A 14,779-nucleotide genomic window follows, 5' to 3' on the forward strand; every position below is an offset into this window, starting at 1 on the left:
GCGCACCGCCCGGGCGGCACGGCCGGGTCAGGTGGGCTTCGCGGCGACGACGGCGTCGTAGACGGTCCGCCGCGGCAGGCCGGTGCGGGCGACCACGGCGCGGATGGCGTCCTTGCGACCGGCGCCCGCGGCCTCCTCCTCCGCCACCAGCGCGGCGAGCTCGGCGGGCGAGAGCGACACCGGCCGCGGCACCGCGCCGGCCACCACGACGGTGATCTCCCCGCGCACGCCGTCGGCCGCCCACGCGGCGAGCTCGGCCAGGGACCCGCGGCGGACCTCCTCGTGCGTCTTGGTCAGCTCCCGGCACACCGCGGCCGCCCGGTCCCCGCCGAGGGCCTCCGCGGCGTCGGCCAGCGCGTCGGCGAGCCGGTGCGGGGACTCGAAGAAGACCATCGTGCGGCGCTCGTCGGCCAGCCCCGCCAGCCGAGCGCGGCGCTCCCCCGCCTTCCGCGGCAGGAAGCCCTCGAAGCAGAACCGGTCCACCGGCAGGCCGGACACCGCCAGCGCCGTCGTCACCGCCGTCGGCCCGGGCACCGAGGTGACCTCGATGCCGGCGTCGACCGCCGCGCGCACCAGCGTGTAGCCGGGGTCGGACACCGAGGGCATCCCCGCGTCGGTGAGCAGCAGCACGGTGGCGCCGTCGGCCAGCGCCGCGAGCAGCCCGGGCAGCCGCGCACGCTCCACCGACTCGTGGAAGGTGACCACCCGGCCGGTCACCGTGACCTCCAGGTCGGCCGCCAGCCGGTGCAGCCGCCGGGTGTCCTCCACCGCCAGCACGTCGGCCGAGGCCATCACCTGCCGCAGCCGCGGGCCGACGTCGCCGGGCTGGCCGAGGGGGGCGCCGCCGAGCACGAGCCGTCCGGTCACGCCGTCGAGCCTGTCACGCTGGCCCCGTCGGGCGGTCCACCTACCCTGGCGGCCATGGCGGTCCTGGCTCCCGAGCGCGCCGACGCCGGGCCGCCGCAGGACCGGCCCCGCGCGGCCCGGCGTCGGCCGGTCCCGCGCCCCCGGGTCGACCGCGTCCCGCCGCTGCCCGGCGACCGCCTGCTGTCCTGGCTGCTCGCGCTCGGGCTGGGCCTGCTGACGCTCGTCAGCCGCCTGGTCGGCATCAGCTACCCCGATACCCTGCTCTTCGACGAGGCGTACTACCCGCCCGAGGGCTGGGACCTGCTGACCTGGGGCCACGAGTACAACCGCGGCTACACGTTCATCGTCCACCCGCCGCTGGGCAAGTGGATGATCGCCGGCGGCGAGGCCGTGTTCGGCTACACCAGCCTGGGCTGGCGGTTCCCGTCCGCGGTGGCCGGGGCGGTCGCCGTCGTCCTGCTGGTCCGGCTGGCCCGGCGGGTCACCGGCTCGACGCTGCTGGGCGTCGTCGCGGGGCTGCTGCTGGCCCTCGACGGCCTGGCCTTCACGCTGTCGCGGATCGGCCTGCTCGACGTCTTCCTGCAGGTGTTCGTCCTCGCCGCCGTCGCCTGCCTGGTCGTCGACCGCGACCGCGTGCGCGAGCGGGTTCGGCGGCACCGGCCGGTCCCGGCCACCGGCTTCCGGCTCGGCCCCCGCGGCTGGCGGATCGCCGCCGGGCTGCTGTTCGGCTGCGCCTGCGCGGTCAAGTGGAGCGGCCTGTACTTCCTCGCCTTCGCCGCCGTGCTGTCGCTGTTCTGGGACCGCGCGGCCTGGCGGGAGGCCGGCGTCCCCCGCCCGACGGCGACGGCGCTGCGCCGCGGCCTGCCCGGCGCCACCTGGGCGCTGGCCGCGGTGCCGGTGCTGACCTACGTCGCCAGCTTCGCCGGGTGGTTCCTCGGCGAGACCGCGCAGGGGCGCTGGTGGGCGCAGCGCAACCCGGAGACGGCGTTCCCGTGGGTCCCCGACGCGCTGCGCTCGTGGTGGCACATGCACGTGGAGTGGTGGACGTTCCACAACGGCCTGTCCACGCCGCACCCGTGGGAGTCCGGGCCCTGGACCTGGCTGGTCAACGGCCGGCCGATCCTGCTGTGGAACCCGCAGGGCCTCACCGACGCCGCCGGCGAGCAGGTGGTCCGCTACGTCCTCATGGTCGGGACGCCGACCCTCTGGCTGGCGTTCGCGCCGGCGCTGGTGTGGACCGCCTGGCGCATCGTCGCCCGCCGGGACCCCGCCGCCGTCCTGGTCGCCGTCATGGTCGCCGCGGGCTGGGGCACGTGGTTCCTCAACCCCGAGCGCACGATGTTCGTGTTCTACACCGCGCCGGTGCTGCCGTTCTTCGTGCTCGCCGTCGTCCTCGTGCTGCAGGACGTCCTCGGCCGGGCGACGGACCCGCCGTGGCGCCGCACCGCCGGCCTGGCGGCGGTCAGCGGCTACGTGGCGGTGGTGGCCGGCACGTTCGCCTTCTTCTACCCGGTGCTCACCGGGCAGCCGCTGACGCACGCCGAGTGGCTCACCCGGATGTGGTTCCCGTCCTGGTACTGACGCCGCCCGGCCGGCACACCCAGCGGTAGACCTGGCCGTCGCGCAGCTCCACGGCCGCCGGAGGGTCCGGGTCCGGGGCGGCGGCGAGGAGGGCGAGCACCCGGGTCCGGCCGCGGGTCACCGCGCCGTCGGGCCCGGTCCAGTGCAGGTACGGGTGCAGCAGCGGGCGCAGCCGCCCGGGATCGCGGTCGGTCACGGCGGCCAGCACCGCCGCGACCACCTCAGGAACGGGCGAGGACGGCACGGGGCAGGGCCGGCACGACGACCAGCGGGTCGGGTCCGCCGACGGCGTCGTCGTGGCGGCCGGGGTGGTCGAGGACGGACAGCACGTGCCGCACGGCCTCGAGGCGGGCGCGCCGCCGGTCGTTGGCCCGGACCACCGTCCACGGCGCGGACGGCGTCGAGGTGGTGGCGAGCACCGCCTGCTCGGCCCGGGTGTGGTCGTCCCAGCGGTCGAGGACGGCGAGGTCGCCGGCCGTGAGCGCCGGCGGGTCGCGGCGCAGCGCGAGGCGGGTCCGCTGCTCGCCGCGGGACACGGCGAACCACAGCTTGACCAGGTGCAGGCCGCCGGCCACGAGCAGGCGCTCCGCGGCGGCCGCCGCCGGGAGGGCGTCCCCGGTCCCCGCCTCCACCGCGGGCCGGCCGAACCAGGACCGGTCGAACAGGACGATCTCCCCGGCGGCCGGCAGGTGGGCCAGCGAGAGCCGCACCGGGCCCTGCGACCGGTCCGGCGCCGCGACCACCCGGACGGTGCGCGGGTCGAGGTGCTCGGTGACGCAGCGGACGAACCCGCTCGTGCCCGCGGCGTCGCGGCCCTCGACCACGATCGCCACGCGCCGGCGGTGCTCCTCGACCTGCCGCTGCAGCTTGAGCAGCTCCAGCTGCAGCCGGCACAGCTGCGGCTCGTAGTCGCGGCGGCGCAGCAGCTCGGGGTACGGGTGGTCCTCGCGCCAGGTCTGCGGCCGCTGCGGCGCGCCGGTCCCGTCGGGCACCGCCCGGCCCGGCGTCCACCGGCCGGCGTCGGCGGCCCCCGCGCCGCGGGGGCGCGAGGCGGGTGCGGCGGCCCGGTGCGGCGGCGGCAGGGACCCGCGCGGGACCGGCACCACGACGTCGGGCGGCCCGGCCGGCGCGGGCAGCCGCAGCAGCTCCAGCGGTGCCCACACCACGCGCGGCACGCCCACCCGCTCGACCCGGACCCGCACCCGGCAGCGGCCGTCGGCGTCGTGCCGCCACCCCAGCAGCGCGCCGGCCCGCCAGGCGCCGTCGAGGTGCAGCTCCACCGGCTGGGCCTCCGCGAGGGAGGCGACCGGGGTCCGCTGCGCCGCCATGCCGGTCACGCTAGGACCGCCGGCGGCCGGCCCGGCTGCGCACGTGTGACGAAGTCGCGGACCTCGCGCTGGCGAAGCCGTCCAGCGACGGCCGCCCGGGAACGAGACGACGCCGCCGGGGCGGGTGCCCCGACGGCGTCGGTCTCAGGGTGGAGCTGAGGGGATTCGAACCCCTGACCCCCTCGATGCGAACGAGGTGCGCTACCGGACTGCGCCACAGCCCCTGACGGAGGACGAGAGTACCTGCCGCCGCCCCGGTGCCGTGGGAGGGGGTGGCCCCGCGTCAGCCGTTGACCACCCGCGGCTGGTAGTAGTCGATCTCGGCGAACCCGATGTCGTCGTCGTCCAGGCCGACGACGGCGCTGTCCTGCCAGCCGGCCGGCGCCGGGGTGCGGGCGGCCACCACGCGCGCCGGGCGCAGCGGGTGGACCGGCGCGAGCGGCAGGCTCGGGTGCGGCAGGCCGACGGTGGAGTGCACCGGCTCCTCGGCCACCGGCGCCGGGGCGGGACGCGCCTCCGGTGCGCGGCGCGGCGCGGGAGCCGGGCGGGCGGCCGAGCGGGCCGCGGCCCGGGCCGCGCGGCGGGCGGCGGCCTGCTCGCGGCGCACCGCGGCGCGCAGCACCACCAGGTAGGCGACGACGGCGACGTCGAGCAGCCCCTGCGCCACCCACAACCACGGCGTGAGCGTCAGGGCCCCGACCAGCGCCAGCAGCGTGAGCGCCACCAGGCCGGCCAGCGTGCGGCGCCGGACGGCGTGCACGTCGACCCGCAGCTCGCCGGTGCTGCGCAGCAGCTCACGGTCCACCGACACCCGCTCGGTCGCCGCCGAGCGCACCGGGTCGCTCCCCCGGCGCCGCTGCAGCGTCCGGCCGGGGGTCACCTCGGCGCGCGCCGTCGAGGAGTCACCGCGGGTCACCACCATGGGCACCAGCACGACGAACCAGAGCACGACCAGCGCGGCGAGCAGCACGCCTGACCCCATCGAGAACACCACCCGTCACACGAGTCACTTGCCGCGGCAGGTTATGCAGGTCGATCCCCAGGAAGAGGGAGGCGCGCGGGCGTGTCGCCGGAGTGTTGTGGGACGGGAGTGGCGGGGACGGCGGCGTGTCGACATGGAGCCGACCGGTCACCGAGCGTCAGCGTGGTAGACCGGGCGCCCCGGACCGCCAGCGGCCGAGCACCCCGCCGGGGACGTCCTCGGCCAGCAGCGCGTAGGACCAGTGGTCGCGCCAGTCGCCGTCGATGTCGAGGTAGCGGCGCAGCAGGCCCTCGCGGGTGAACCCGAGCCGCTCCACCAGCCGCTGGCTGGGCCGGTTCTCCGGCCGGATGTCGGCCTGCAGCCGGTGCAGTCCGGCGGCGCCGAACGCATGGTCGCACACCAGCGCCACGGCCAGCGAGGCCATCCCCCGCCCGGCGACGGCGCGGTCGATCCAGTAGCCCAGCGACCCCGAGCGCAGCGCGCCGCGGACGATGTTGTCCACGGTCACCTGCCCGGCCAGGCGGCCCTCGACCCGGACGGCGAACGGCATCGACGTCCCCGCCCGGGCGCGGCGGGCCAGCGAGCGGCGCATCGCCCGGTAGGCCGCCGGCGTGTGCCGGACCGACCAGGCCACCGGCGCGGTGGGCTCCCACGGCCGCAGCCACGACTCGTTGGCCAGCCGCAGCCGGCTCCACTCCGCCGCGTCGCCGCGCCCGAGCGGGTCCAGCTCGACCGGGCCGTAGGCCAGCCGGGCCGGCCAGCCGGGGTGGGGCGCCGGTTCCAGCTCAGCCGCCCAGCAGCAGCGGCATGACCGTCACCAGCCCGCCCTCGGCGACCTCGGTGACGTCCTCGTCGACGACGACCAGGCAGTTGGCGCGCGCCATCCGGGCGAGCATCGCCTCGTCGCCGTCGCCGAGCGGCTCGACGACGTAGCCGCCGTCGGGGTGGCGCATGACCTGGCCGTGCAGGTACTGCCGGTAGCCCAGCGGCGAGAGCAGCCGCTCGGCGGAGATCGCCTGCACGGTGCGGCGGAACAGCTGCCGCTTGCCGAGCATCGAGCGGATCGCCGGCCGGACGAAGACCTCGAAGGACACCAGCGCCGCGACCGGCTCGCCGGGCACGCAGATCACCGGGACGCCGTCGCGGCCCAGCCGGCCGAAGCCCTGCACGGCACCGGGGTGCATGGTCACCTGACGGAAGTGCATCGGGCCGAGCTCGGCGAGCACCTCCTGCACCAGGTCGCCCTCGCTCGCGAACGTGCCGGCGATCAGCACCAGGTCGCTGCGCAGCAGCTGGCTCTCCAGCACCTCGGTCAGCCGGCGCCGCTCGGTGGGCAGGATCCCCCACCGGTAGGCGGCGGCCCCGGCGTCGCGGGCGGCGGCGGCCAGCGCGTAGCTGTTGACGTCGACCACCTGCCCGGGCGCCGGCTGGGTGGTGATGTCGACCAGCTCGCCGCCGGCGGACAGCACGGCGACCCGCGGCCGCGGCCGCACCTGCACCCGGTCGCGGCCCACCGCGGCCAGCAGGCTGATCTGCGCCGGCCCGATGGGCGTGCCCACGGAGACGGCGGCGGTGCCGGGCGAGACGTCGTCGCCCGTGCGGCGGACGTAGCTGCCCGCCTCCGGGCCGGCGTGCACCTGCACGCGCACCACGCCGCCGTCGGTCCAGACCCCGGGGACGACGACGTCGGCGCCGGTGGGCAGCATCGCGCCGGCGCTCACCTTCTGCGCCAGCCCGGGGGCGAGCGCGGCGGGCGTGGCGGCCCCGGCGACGGTCTCCCCGACGACGGCGAGCTCGACCGGCGCGTCAGGGGTCGCGGCGGCGACGTCCTCGGCGCGGGCGGCGTAGCCGTCGAGGGCGGCCTGGTCGAAGGCGGGCAGCGCGCGGGCGCTGACCACGTCCTCGGCGCAGAGCAGGCCCTGGGCGTCGAGGACGGCGAGCTCGATCGGCTCGGGCTGGGGCACCGCGGCGAGGATCTCGTCGAGGTGGGCCTCCACCGTCCGCAGCACCGGCGTCTCCGGCTCGGCGGGCGCGGGCGGCGGCGGCACGGCACCGCGGTCGATCTGCGCGGTGGCGTGCGCCGGCAGCCCCGGGGACGTCGGCGGGTCGAGGGTGGCCCCGCTGCGGAGGTCCAGCGCCGTCGTGTCCCGGGGCCCCCGGCCCGTGCCGTTCTCGGTCATCGCCCCCGATCGTCCCCCCTGCGGGGACCGGCTCAGGCCTGCGACGCGCCCTCGGCGGGCAGGTCGGCCACGAACTCGGTCAGCCAGGAGCGCAGCGCCGGCCCGAGGTCCTCCCGCTCGGCGGCCAGCCGGATGACCGCCTTGAGGTAGTCGAGCTTGTCGCCGGTGTCGTAGCGGCGGCCGTCGAAGACCACGCCGTGCAGCGGCTCGCCGCGCTCGACCAGCGTGGCCAGCGCGTCGGTCAGCTGGATCTCCCCGCCGCGGCCGGGAGCGGTCTCGCGCAGCACGGCGAAGACCTCCGGCGAGAGCACGTAGCGGCCGATGATGGCCAGGCTGCTGGGCGCCTCGTCGACCGGCGGCTTCTCCACCAGGCCGGTGACGGTCACGACACCCTCCTGGGTGTCCTCCCGGATGGCCACCGCGCCGTACTTGTCGATGTTCTCGCGGCCGACGTCGAGCAGCGCGATCACCGAGCCGCCGTGCTCGGCCTGCACCGCGAGCATCTGCTCGAGCAGGTGGTCGCGGGCGTCGATGAGGTCGTCGCCGAGCAGCACGGCGAAGGGCTCCTCGCCGACGAAGGCGGCGGCCTGCAGCACCGCGTGGCCCAGCCCGCGCGCCTCGCCCTGCCGGACGAAGTGGACCTGCGCGACGTCGGTGGACTCCTGGACGGCGGCCAGCCGGCCGGCGTCGCCCTTCTTCTCCAGCGCCGTCTCGAGCTCGGGGGTGCGGTCGAAGAAGTCCTCGATCGCGGCCTTGTTGCGGCCGGTGACCATGAGCACCTCGGCCAGACCGGCGCGGGCGGCCTCCTCGACGATGTACTGCAGCGCCGGGCGGTCGACGACCGGCAGCAGCTCCTTCGGCACCGCCTTGGTGGCGGGGAGGAACCGGGTGCCCATCCCGGCGACGGGGATGACGGCCTTGCGCGCCGGGCGCTGCGGGGTCGACATGCGCGGCAGCCTAACCAGGGGCCACGCGCCGGACGATCTCCTACCGGCCCCCTCGGGGGCGGTCGCGGCTCTAGCCTCCCCCCGTGAGCGCACCGTCCGACGCGGAGGCGGCCAAGTCCGTCCTGCGGGACCGGATCCTGGCCGGCCGCCGGCACCGCACCCCCGCAGCGCGCGCCACGGCCGCCGCGGCGGTGACCAGCACGCTGCTCGCGCGCCTCGCGCGGGTGCGCGTGCTCGCGGCCTTCGTGCCGGAGGACACCGAGCCCGGGTCCGGGCGGCTGCCGGCCGCCTTCACCCAGCTCGGCGCCCGGGTGCTGCTGCCGGTCATGCCCGAGTCGGGCAGCGACCTGCGCTGGGCGGTCGACACCGGCCGGCTGGTGCCGGGCCGCTACGGGATCCTGGAGCCGGCCGGCCCGCGCCTCGGGCCGACGGCGGTGGGGACGGCGGAGGTCGTCGTGGTGCCGGCGCTGGCCGTCGACCGCGACGGCACCCGGCTCGGCCGCGGCGGGGGCTGGTACGACCGGGCCCTGCAGCACGTGCGCCCGGGCGCGGTGGTGGTGGCGCTGGTCTTCGACGACGAGCTGCTCGACCGGCTGCCGGCCCTGGCCCACGACCGCCCGGTGACCGCCGTCGTCACCCCCTCCGGCGGCTGGCAGGAGATACCCGCCGGTAGGTGACACGGTGGGCCGGTCGGCGCCGTCGAGGGGAGCCCGCCGTGTCTCCGGAGATCGTCTCGATCCTGGCGCTCGTCGCCATCTTCGCCATCGCCACGTTCCTGCCCATCAACATGGGGGCGCTGGCCTTCGTCGCCGCCTTCCTCGTGGGCACGCTGTCGGTCGGGCTGAGCACCGAGGAGATCCTCGGCGGCTTCCCCGCCGAGCTGGTGCTGACCCTGATCGGCGTCACGTACCTGTTCGCCATCGCGCAGAACAACGGGACCGTCGACCTGCTGGTCCGCGGGGCGGTGCGGCTGGTCGGCGGCCACGTCGCGGCCATCCCCTGGATCATGTTCGCCGTCACCGCGCTGCTCACCGCGATCGGCGCGCTCTCCCCCGCCGCGGTGGCGATCATCGCGCCGATCGCGCTGACCTTCGCCGCGCGGCACGGGATCAGCCCGCTGCTGATGGGCATGATGGTCATCCACGGCGCCCAGGGCGGCGGCTTCTCACCGATCAGCGTCTACGGCGTCACGGTCAACACGATCGTCGAGGACGAGGGCCTGCCGAGCAGCCCGCTCGCGCTCTTCCTCGGCGCGCTGTTCTTCAACCTGGCCATCGCGCTGGTGCTGTTCCTCGTCCTGGGCGGCCGGCAGCTGCTCGGCCGGAAGGTGGCCGCCGAGCCGCTGGCCCACGTCGAGCACGCCCACGGCACCGTCGTCCGGGGGCACGGCGCCGCCCCCGGCCCCGGCGTCGGAGGGGACGACGACGAGCACGTGCACCCCGAGGTCGCCCAGCCCGTCGGCGTCGAGCAGGTGCTCACCCTGGTCGGGCTGGCCGTCGTCGCGGTCCTGGCCCTCGCCTTCGACCTCGACATCGGGTTCGTCTCGATCACCGTCGCCGTCGTGCTGGCGCTGTTCTCCGCGCAGGAGCACAAGGGCGCGGTCACCCAGATCAGCTGGTCCACCGTCCTGCTCATCGCCGGCGTCCTGACGTTCGTCTTCGTCCTGCAGGAGGCCGGCACCATCGACTACGTCGGCGAGGCCGTGATCGGGCTCGGCATGCCCCTGCTCATCGCGCTGCTGCTCTGCTACATCGGCGGGGTGGTGTCGGCCTTCGCGTCGTCGACCGCCATCATCGGCGTGGCCATCCTGCTCGCGGTGCCGTTCCTGCAGGCCGGGGACATCGGCGCGGTGGGTGTGGTGGTCGCCCTGTCCGTGGCCTCGACCATCGTGGACGTCAGCCCGTTCTCCACCAACGGCGCGCTGGTCCTGGCCAACGCGCAGGACGTCGACCGGGACCGCTTCTACAAGCAGATCCTGGCCTACTCCGGGATCGTCGTCGCCGTCGGGCCGCTGCTGGCCTGGCTGGTCTTCGTCGTCGTCCCGAGCTGGCTGTGAGACAGGAGAGGGACACATGACCGGACCACTCGACGGGATCCTCGTCGTCGACCTGACCCGCGCGCTGGCCGGGCCGCACGCGGGCATGATGCTCGGCGACCTCGGCGCGCGGGTGATCAAGGTCGAGAGCCCCGGCAGCGGGGACGACACCCGGGGCTGGGGCCCGCCGTTCGTCCAGCCGGAGGGGGCCGACCGGGAGTCGACGTACTTCCTGTCGACCAACCGGAACAAGGAGTCGGTCACCCTCGACCTGAAGGACGACGGCGACAAGGAGCTGCTGCGCGAGCTGGTGCGCCGCGCCGACGTGCTGCTGGAGAACTTCCGCCCCGGCACGCTGGCCCGCCTCGGCTTCGGCACCGACGTGCTCGCCGGCCTCAACCCGCGGCTGGTCACCCTCTCGATCAGCGGGTTCGGCCACGACGGCCCCGAGGGCAGCCGCGCCGGGTACGACCAGATCGCGCAGGGCGAGGGCGGGCTGATGTCGCTGACCGGGTCGGGTCCGGACGACCCGCAGCGGGTCGGCGTGCCGATCGGTGACCTGCTGGCCGGCATGTACGGCGCCTACGGCGTGCTGGCGGCGCTGCTGGAGCGGGAGCGGACCGGCCGCGGCCAGGTGGTGCGCACCTCGCTGCTGGCCGCGATCGTCGGGGTGCACGCCTTCCAGGGGACCGCGTGGACCGTCGGGGGCCAGGTGGGCCGCGCGCAGGGCAACCACCACCCCTCGATCGCGCCGTACGGCCTGTTCCACTGCAAGGGCGGCAGCGTGCAGCTCTCCTGCGGGTCGGAGGGGCTGTGGCGGCGGCTGTGCGCCGAGTTCGGCCTCGACCCCGAGGCGCCGGGGATGGCGACCAACCACGAGCGGGTGGGCAACCGGCAGCAGGTGATCGAGCTGCTCGAGCGCACCTTCGCCGACACCGGCCCGGAGGAGCTGCTCGCCCGGCTGGCCGAGGCCGGCGTCCCGGCCGGCAAGGTGCGCACCCTCGACGAGGTCTACGGCTGGGACCAGACCCTGTCGCAGGGCCTGCTCGTCGACGTCGAGCACGCCACCCTGGGCCGGCTGCAGCTGCCCGGCCCGCCGCTGCGGTTCTTCGCCGCCGGCCCCGACGGCGAGACCGAGACCACCCGCCGCGAGCACGCCGCGCCCCCGGTGCTGGGCGGCTCGGACGCGGCGGTCCGCGCCTGGCTGTCCGGGCCGGAGGCGTGAGCGGGCGCCTCGACGCCCGAGCGCTGCGCGACCTCGTCCTCGACCCGGGGTCCTGGACGAGCTGGGACACGCCGATCGGCCCCCGCGACGTCGACCCCGGCTACGCCGCGGAGCTGCGCGCGGCCGCCGAGCGGTCCCGGCAGGACGAGGCCGTCGTCACCGGGGAGGGCCGGCTGCGCGGGCGGCGGGTGGCCGTCGTCGCCGGGGAGTTCGGCTTCCTCGCCGGCTCCATCGGCGTCGCCACCGCCGAGCGGCTGGTCGCCGCCGTCGAGCGGGCCACCGACGAGGGACTGCCGCTGCTGGCCGCGCCGGTGTCGGGCGGCACGCGGATGCAGGAGGGCACGGTCGCCTTCCTGCAGATGATCGGCATCACCGCCGCGATCGCCCGGCACAAGGCCGCGGGCCTGCCCTACCTGGTGTACCTGCGCGACCCGACGTTCGGCGGCGTGCTCGCCTCGTGGGGGTCGCTCGGGCACGTGACCATCGCCGAGCCGGGGGCCGCGATCGGCTTCCTCGGGCCGCGGGTGTACGCGGCGCTGCACGGCGAGCCGTTCCCCGAGGGCGTGCAGACCGCCGAGCACCTGGCCCGGCGCGGGCTCATCGACGCCGTCGTCGCCCACGAGGACGTCGCCGACCTCGCCGACCGCGCGCTGTCGGTGCTCTCGGCGCGGCGGACCTGGCACCTCGACGTCCGCGACGCCGAGCGGCCCGCGCCCGAGGACGGCACCGACGCGGGGCTGGTCGGGGTGGACGGTGCAGACGGGCGCACCGCCTGGGACGTCGTCACCGCCTCCCGGCGCCGCGACCGGCCCGGGGTACGGCGGCTGCTGCGCACGGCGGCCACCGACATCGTCGGGCTCTCGGGCACCGGCGCCGGCGAGAAGGACCCCGGGCTGCTGCTGGCGCTGGCCCGCTTCGGCGGCGCGCCGTGCGTGGTGCTCGGCCAGGACCGGCGCGGGCAGTCGCTGTCGGCACCGCTGGGCCCGGCCGCGCTGCGGGAGGCGCGGCGCGGCATGCGGCTGGCCGCCGAGCTGCACCTGCCGCTGGTCACGCTCATCGACACCCCCGGCGCGGCGCTGTCCCGGGAGGCCGAGGAGGGCGGGCTGGCCGCGGAGATCGCCCGCTGCCTCGAGGACCTCGTGACGCTGCGGGCGCCGACGCTGGCCGTGCTGCTCGGCCAGGGCACCGGCGGCGGCGCACTGGCGCTGGTGCCCGCCGACCGGGTGCTCGCGGCGGCCAACGGCTGGCTGGGCCCGCTGCCGCCGGAGGGCGCCTCGGCGATCGTGCACCACACCGTCGACCGGGCGCCGGAGATGGCCGCCGGGCAGGGCGTGCGGGCGACCGACCTGTGGCGGGCGGGGATCGTCGACCGGGTGGTGCCCGAGCGGCCCGACGCCGCCGACGAGCCGGTGGAGTTCTGCCGCAGGCTCGGGCGGGTGCTCGGCGACGAGCTGGCCGGCCTGCTCGGCCGCGAGGACGCCGAGCGGCACCGCAGCCGGCTGCACCGGTACCGCCACCTCGGCCGCTGACGGGCTCCTGCGGGGGCGGCGCACGATCAGGTGACCTGATCGTGGGACGTCCTCCCTCACGGTGGGACGTGCGGGAGGACGCCGCACGGTGAGGGAGGACGCGACGGGGCGCCGTCCGCGCGGTCGCCGGTCCTGTCCGGCGCGTCTCACCCGTCCGCGCAGGTCACCGACCCGAGAGGTGGTACGCAGGGTGAGTCATCGACGACCTGGGGTCACCTGACGGGGGCACGAGGGACACCCGGTCGAACTGTGAGCACACCCACCGTTGACGCACAGTGACGACGGCGGTGAGGGTGACTCGCCGCCGGACCTGCCGGCACCCGACCGAACGGAGCCCCCGTGCACGACGCCCCGACCCCCGGCCCGCTCTCCGGCCGGGACCACGGGAGCGGCCGGCGCGACGCCTTCGCCCCGCTGCTGCACGACCCGCTCGCCGCGATGTTCCGCGAGCACGCCCGCACCGGCACCGCCACGCACGGCGTCCCGACCGCGGGCGCGCCCGAGCCGGTCACCGTCTACGACGACGGCGTGCCGCGGGTGAACCTGGGCAGCAACAACTACCTCGGCCTGGCCGGGGACCCGCGGGTGGTCGAGGCCGCGGTCGACGCGGTCCGCCGCTACGGCACCAGCACGTCGGGCAGCCGGGTCCTCAACGGCACCACCCGGCTGCACCTGCAGCTGGAGGAGGAGCTCGCCGACCACTACGGCGTCGAGGCCGCGGTGCTGACCTCCTCGGGCGTCAACGCGAACACGGCGCTGCTGTCGACCGCCTGCGGCCCCGGCGACGCGCTGCTGGTCGACGCCCACGCGCACGCCAGCGTGCACGCCGGCGCGGCCGCCAGCCGCGGCACGACGATCCGCTTCCGGCACAACAGCGTCGAGTCCCTCGCGCGGCGGCTGGAGCGGCTCGATCCGCGGGCCGGTGCCGTGGTGGTCGTCGACGGCGTCTACTCGATGACCGGCGAGACCGCGCCGCTGGCCGCGATCGCCGACCTGTGCGACGCGTACGGCGCCCGGCTGGTCGTCGACGAGGCGCACGGCCTGGGGGTGCTCGGCGCGCGCGGGCGCGGCGCGGCCGAGCACACCGGCGCGCTGGACCGGGTCGACGCGGTCACCATCGCGTTCAGCAAGTCGCTGGCCAGCGTCGGCGGCGCGGTCCTGACCAGCCACCGGGTGGCCGACGGCATCCGCGCGAGCGCCGTCCCCTACGTGTTCAGCGCCGCCAACGAGCCGGCCGGCGTCGGTGCGGCCCTGGCCGCCCTGCGCATCCTGCGCGCCGAGCCCGAGCGCCGGACGCGGCTGCAGGAGAACGGCCGGCGGTTGCGCGTGGAGCTCAGCGCCGCCGGCACGCCCCCGCTGCCCGGCAGCGGCGCGGTGATCGCCGTGCCGACCGGCAGCCCCGAGGCGACCGTGGCGGCGTGGCGGGCGGCCTACGAGGCCGGCGTCTACTGCAACGCGGTCGGCTACCCCGCCGTCCCGCGGGGCAAGGGGGTGCTGCGGCTGTCGGTCATGGCCACGCACACCGCCGAGCAGCTGCAGGCCGCCGCGGGCTCGGTGGCCGCCGCGGTGCTGTCCACCCGGGACGCCGAGGACGCCGGGCAGGGGGAGGCCGGGCAGGAGGTCGGCGGGCGGCTGGCCGTCGCCTGATCCCCCGCCGACGATGGTGGTCGGGGACGCGGTGCCGGGAGGTGAGCGCGGTGCCCGGCTGGGCGTGGACGCTGACCGGCGTCGCGGGCGGTCTGCTGCTGTGCTGGGGAGCGCTCGTGGCGGCGCTGTGGCGAGCCCGGCCCGACGAGCTGCGGGCCCGGGAGCTGCTGCGGCTGCTGCCCGACGTCGTCCGCCTGGTCCGCCGGCTGGCCGCCGACCGGAGCCTGCCCCGCGGGGTCCGCGTGCGGCTGTGGCTGCTGCTGGGCTACCTGGCGCTGCCGGTCGACCTCGTGCCCGACGTCATCCCGGTGATCGGCTTCGCCGACGACGCCGTCGCCGTCGCCGTGGTGCTGCGCTCGGTGGTCCGCCGGGCCGGGCCCGGCGCGGTCGACCGGCACTGGCCGGGGACGGCGGCGGGCCTGGCGGCGCTGCGCCGGGCCACGCGGCTACCGGGGTGA

Annotated in this window: 14 protein-coding genes and 1 tRNA gene; 7 read left to right on the top strand and 8 right to left on the bottom strand. The window is 76.9% G+C overall.

Features of this window, described 5'->3' with window-relative positions; translation table 11 throughout:
- Nucleotides 1-27: 27 nt before the first annotated feature.
- Complete coding sequence (gene rsmI, locus ACI780_RS06205; protein WP_456869561.1) at nt 28-867, bottom strand: 16S rRNA (cytidine(1402)-2'-O)-methyltransferase; 840 nt, start codon at nt 865-867, stop codon at nt 28-30.
- 54 nt (nt 868-921) lie between these two features.
- On the opposite strand from rsmI, the gene ACI780_RS06210 reads away from it, so the two are divergent.
- A complete protein-coding gene (locus tag ACI780_RS06210; RefSeq protein WP_456869562.1) occupies nt 922-2,448 on the top strand; it encodes a dolichyl-phosphate-mannose--protein mannosyltransferase in 1,527 nt (508 codons plus the stop codon).
- Here ACI780_RS06210 and ACI780_RS06215 read toward each other — a convergent pair.
- The 7 genes from ACI780_RS06215 to galU all read right to left on the bottom strand — a co-directional run bounded on the left by ACI780_RS06215 (nt 2,417) and on the right by galU (nt 7,885).
- A complete protein-coding gene (locus tag ACI780_RS06215) occupies nt 2,417-2,656 on the bottom strand; it encodes a hypothetical protein (RefSeq protein ID WP_456869563.1) in 240 nt (79 codons plus the stop codon). The two genes, ACI780_RS06210 and ACI780_RS06215, sit on opposite strands and share 32 nt — an antisense overlap.
- 13 nt (nt 2,657-2,669) lie before the next feature.
- Nucleotides 2,670-3,776 carry a polyphosphate kinase 2 family protein gene (locus tag ACI780_RS06220; RefSeq protein ID WP_457001541.1) on the bottom strand — a complete coding sequence of 369 codons (1,107 nt, stop codon included), beginning with the start codon at nt 3,774-3,776 and terminating at the stop codon, nt 2,670-2,672.
- A gap of 150 nt (nt 3,777-3,926) precedes the next feature.
- Nucleotides 3,927-4,000, bottom strand: a tRNA-Ala gene (locus ACI780_RS06225).
- A gap of 59 nt (nt 4,001-4,059) precedes the next feature.
- Entirely contained in the window at nt 4,060-4,758 is a 699-nt protein-coding gene (gene sepX, locus ACI780_RS06230; RefSeq protein WP_457001543.1) for a divisome protein SepX/GlpR, read from the bottom strand.
- A gap of 157 nt (nt 4,759-4,915) precedes the next feature.
- The gene (locus ACI780_RS06235; protein ID WP_456869632.1) at nt 4,916-5,542 is read right to left on the bottom strand and encodes a GNAT family N-acetyltransferase; all 627 of its coding nucleotides are present in this window, start codon (nt 5,540-5,542) and stop codon (nt 4,916-4,918) included.
- Between the two features lies 1 nt (nt 5,543).
- Nucleotides 5,544-6,938, bottom strand: coding sequence for a molybdotransferase-like divisome protein Glp (glp, locus tag ACI780_RS06240; RefSeq protein ID WP_457001545.1), 1,395 nt, complete (start codon nt 6,936-6,938; stop codon nt 5,544-5,546).
- 32 nt (nt 6,939-6,970) lie between these two features.
- Nucleotides 6,971-7,885: a UTP--glucose-1-phosphate uridylyltransferase GalU gene (galU, locus tag ACI780_RS06245; RefSeq protein WP_457001547.1), complete on the bottom strand. Its 915-nt coding sequence runs from the start codon at nt 7,883-7,885 to the stop codon at nt 6,971-6,973.
- A gap of 83 nt (nt 7,886-7,968) precedes the next feature.
- Here galU and ACI780_RS06250 point away from each other — a divergent pair, with 83 nt between their 5' ends.
- The 6 genes from ACI780_RS06250 to ACI780_RS06275 all read left to right on the top strand — a co-directional run bounded on the left by ACI780_RS06250 (nt 7,969) and on the right by ACI780_RS06275 (nt 14,779).
- Nucleotides 7,969-8,562 (top strand): 5-formyltetrahydrofolate cyclo-ligase, encoded by a 594-nt coding sequence (locus ACI780_RS06250; RefSeq protein ID WP_457001549.1) that lies wholly within the window; start codon nt 7,969-7,971, stop codon nt 8,560-8,562.
- Nucleotides 8,563-8,600: 38 nt separating this feature from the next.
- A complete protein-coding gene (locus ACI780_RS06255) occupies nt 8,601-9,941 on the top strand; it encodes an SLC13 family permease (protein WP_457001551.1) in 1,341 nt (446 codons plus the stop codon).
- Between the two features lie 16 nt (nt 9,942-9,957).
- Nucleotides 9,958-11,145, top strand: coding sequence for a CaiB/BaiF CoA transferase family protein (locus ACI780_RS06260; RefSeq protein WP_456869570.1), 1,188 nt, complete (start codon nt 9,958-9,960; stop codon nt 11,143-11,145).
- Nucleotides 11,142-12,674, top strand: a complete 1,533-nt coding sequence (locus ACI780_RS06265) for a carboxyl transferase domain-containing protein (protein WP_456869571.1) — start codon at nt 11,142-11,144, stop codon at nt 12,672-12,674. Before ACI780_RS06260 ends, ACI780_RS06265 begins: the two co-directional genes overlap by 4 nt.
- A gap of 339 nt (nt 12,675-13,013) precedes the next feature.
- Nucleotides 13,014-14,321: an aminotransferase class I/II-fold pyridoxal phosphate-dependent enzyme gene (locus tag ACI780_RS06270; RefSeq protein ID WP_457001554.1), complete on the top strand. Its 1,308-nt coding sequence runs from the start codon at nt 13,014-13,016 to the stop codon at nt 14,319-14,321.
- A gap of 41 nt (nt 14,322-14,362) precedes the next feature.
- Nucleotides 14,363-14,779 carry a DUF1232 domain-containing protein gene (locus ACI780_RS06275; protein ID WP_457001556.1) on the top strand — a complete coding sequence of 139 codons (417 nt, stop codon included), beginning with the start codon at nt 14,363-14,365 and terminating at the stop codon, nt 14,777-14,779.

This window comes from Geodermatophilus sp. SYSU D00814 (assembly GCF_054050055.1).

Bases quoted from the DNA above. Each gene is read 5' to 3' on its own strand.
- ACI780_RS06210 (WP_456869562.1), top strand. From the start codon at position 922: ATGGCGGTCCTGGCTCCCGAGCGCGCCGACGCCGGGCCGCCGCAGGAC.
- ACI780_RS06220 (WP_457001541.1), bottom strand. From the start codon at position 3,776: ATGGCGGCGCAGCGGACCCCGGTCGCCTCCCTCGCGGAGGCCCAGCCG.
- sepX (WP_457001543.1), bottom strand. From the start codon at position 4,758: ATGGGGTCAGGCGTGCTGCTCGCCGCGCTGGTCGTGCTCTGGTTCGTC.
- glp (WP_457001545.1), bottom strand. From the start codon at position 6,938: ATGACCGAGAACGGCACGGGCCGGGGGCCCCGGGACACGACGGCGCTG.
- galU (WP_457001547.1), bottom strand. From the start codon at position 7,885: ATGTCGACCCCGCAGCGCCCGGCGCGCAAGGCCGTCATCCCCGTCGCC.
- ACI780_RS06260 (WP_456869570.1), top strand. From the start codon at position 9,958: ATGACCGGACCACTCGACGGGATCCTCGTCGTCGACCTGACCCGCGCG.